Source organism: Bacillus sp. UNC437CL72CviS29, from assembly GCF_000482345.1.
GTDB lineage: Bacteria > Bacillota > Bacilli > Bacillales > Bacillaceae_G > Bacillus_A > Bacillus_A arachidis.
Map to the genome: position 1 here is coordinate 1 of NZ_AXVB01000048.1, position 1,536 is coordinate 1,536.

2 protein-coding genes are annotated in these 1,536 nt (G+C 39.7%); both read left to right on the forward strand.

The annotated features are described in order from the left end of the window. Positions 1-653 precede the first annotated feature (653 nt). Positions 654-920 (forward strand): hypothetical protein, encoded by a 267-nt coding sequence (locus M014_RS27395; protein ID WP_231503988.1) that lies wholly within the window; start codon positions 654-656, stop codon positions 918-920. 504 nt (positions 921-1,424) lie between these two features. Next, positions 1,425-1,536, forward strand: a 112-nt coding sequence (fbpA, locus tag M014_RS29405; RefSeq protein ID WP_155924360.1) for a Fur-regulated basic protein FbpA, incomplete at its 3' end; no start/stop codon positions are given.

Below are 1,536 nucleotides of genomic sequence, written 5' to 3' on the forward strand. Positions count from 1 at the left end.
AGCGGAAAGCGAGAGACACGTATCTTTCTAAAGATGTATGTCGACGCAGTACACTCCGGTTTAATAGCGGACTTAGGTCCGGAAAGATGGACGACTCTTTGCGTACTAGCGTCATTCATGGACGAAGATGGCGAATGTTACCCAACGCAAGACAATGATTGCTAAACGACTCAATATAAGCCGTGAGAGCGCCAATAGACGCAGCAAAAAGCTATGCGAGTATCGATGGGATGGAAAGCCATTAGTCGTTAAGGAAAGACGTAGACACGAGCGTACGCAACAATGGGAGAATACGGTTTATACGATTCTACCGATTAGCCAGCTGACGATATTCGGAAATGAGCCGGAAGCTATTAGTCCATGTGACGCGTAACCACATATGGCGACTTCCACACATGGTTGTAGTTCACACTAACAAGAACTAACTCTTAACAAGAACTATCTTTTAACAAGAAAAAGATTAAGAGACCAAACCTTGAAGTCTATTTCTAACGAAATATCCTTCCATCATTAGTATATTCGGCGGTAATTACTTATATAAAAGAACTCCGCTAATAGATGATTGGATACGATGAATGAAGTGAAATCGTCAGGTTTTAAAAGTAGTAACGGTTTATATAAATAAAACGAATTAATAAACGGAGGTGTTTACGATGAGAGATGTAACGAAACGATTACAACGCATCTTAACGGAACTAGAATCACTAGAGTCCGATATGCAACAAACGAATCAACGTAAGTCACAAACAGATTTAGCGCAGCAAGCTATCTTACACACTATCGAAATTGAGGCGTTTACTACAGCACGTGGCAATCACTTGTCGAAAGAACTGAAACGCATTCGTAAAGAACGACGTAAGGCAAAGGATGATCAAGCGGTATTACAGTCGGTTATGCACACGTTAAAAGGCGTTAAATAGAAAGTCGAGTGCAGTATCGGTAGTGTAACCGGAGTAATTGAACGTCAACAAGAACGACAGGTAACAAAAGGCTACTGACGTATAGACTAATGTAAATTTTACGGTCAAATACGTAGACAAAATCCTAGAAATCTACGAATGGATTAATTACAAGGTGTTATCGATAGGATAGGTGGTAACTAACGCAGATATAAGGTAACGGTCAGAAAAAAAGACCTAAGAATATAGGTCAAAAGAAAAGATGTATCCATATATTAACATTCTTGTCGGTCGAAGGCTATATGTATCGTATTGAGAAAATTCATAACGATACATGTCGAAAACGTAGAAAAAAGAACCTCTGTAGCGACAGAGATTCAAAAGGGATGGAGTAAATGTGTCTTTTGGGAAGACGTCTCGAGTAATGTCCGCTCGATAATTAAATGATAACACGAATTTTCTGGAATTATTAGCGGTAAATGTACCCAACAGAGGTAGGTAAAGGAGGCCGAATAAACAAACGAAATGCAATTAAACGATCCATTACTGAAAGAAATCTACATCGAGGCGCTAATCCGTCGTAACGTTTTCAAAACGGAAGACGGACGGGATTTATGGCAGGCGTCTAATGAGGAAT

Bases quoted from the DNA above. Each gene is read 5' to 3' on its own strand.
- M014_RS27395 (WP_231503988.1), top strand. From the start codon at position 654: ATGAGAGATGTAACGAAACGATTACAACGCATCTTAACGGAACTAGAA.